2 protein-coding genes are annotated in these 1,117 nt (G+C 74.2%); both read left to right on the forward strand.

Annotated features, from left to right (window positions below; all coding sequences use genetic code 11):
- Positions 1 to 756: glycosyltransferase (locus AC5P09_RS51910; RefSeq protein ID WP_493880624.1), on the forward strand; the 756-nt coding region annotated here is incomplete at its 5' end.
- Positions 756 to 1,117, forward strand: a 362-nt coding sequence (locus AC5P09_RS51915) for a D-sedoheptulose-7-phosphate isomerase (protein ID WP_493880625.1), incomplete at its 3' end; no start/stop codon positions are given. The genes AC5P09_RS51910 and AC5P09_RS51915, both read left to right, overlap by 1 nt.

Raw genomic sequence — 1,117 nt, forward strand, 5'->3', positions numbered from 1 at the left:
GAGCGGCAGATCGGCCGGGGCTGTGACCGGGTCCTGGCGACCTGCACCGACGAGGTGCTCGAACTGGCCGACCTGGGTGTGTCACCGCGACGGGTGTCCGTGGTGCCGTGCGGGGTGGACGTGGGTCAGTTCCGGCCCGGGGTGCCGACCGTCGGTACCCCGGCACGCCGGCAGCGGCACCGGCTGCTGTCCTGCGGCCGGCTGGTCCGCCGCAAGGGCTACGACCAGGCGATCAGGGCCCTCACCCGGATCCCCGACACCGAACTCCTGATCGCGGGCGGGCCTCCGCCCGAACTGCTGGACGCCGAACCGGAGGCGCGGCGACTGCTGGGTCTGGCCGAGCGCGCCGGCGTGGCCGACCGGGTGCGGCTGCTCGGTGCCGTGGACCCGGCCCGGATGCCCGCGCTGATCGGCAGTGCGGACGCGGTGCTGTGCACGCCGACGTACGAGCCGTTCGGCATCGTGCCGTTGGAGGCGATGGCGTGTGCCGTCCCCGTCGTGGCCACCGATGTCGGCGGCCACCGGGACACCGTCGACGACGGGGTGACGGGGCGACTGGTACCGGTGGGCGACCTCGGGGCGACAGCCGAGGCGGTCCGTGACGTGCTCGCCGGTGAACGGCTGCGCCGCGCCATGGGCACGGCCGGTCGCGAAGCCGCTCTCGCCCGCTACACCTGGCAGCGCGTCGCGGACGGCGTCGAAGAGGTCTACCAACGCGTCACGGCACGTGACGAGATCCGGTCGGAGGTGGCGTGATGAGTACAGAGGTCTCCCCGGTCGCCGCGCACTGCGACGAACTCCTCGCCGCGCTGGGCGCGTTCCGCGCCTCCGCCCGCGCCACCGAGCGGTGGGGTGAGCGGCTCGCCGCAGTGCTCACCGGGGGCGGTCGGCTGCTGGCCGCGGGCAACGGTGGCAGCGCGGCACAGGCGCAGCACCTGACCGCCGAACTGGTGGGCCGCTACCGTGACGACCGGCCCGCCTTCTCCGCGATCGCCCTGCACGCCGACACCTCCAGTACGACCGCCATCGCCAACGACTATGGCGTCGACGAGGTGTTCGCCCGCCAGGTCCGCGCCCACGGCCGCCCCGGCGACGTCCTGGTACTGCTGTCCACCAG

This window comes from Streptomyces sp. a15, assembly GCF_059026085.1.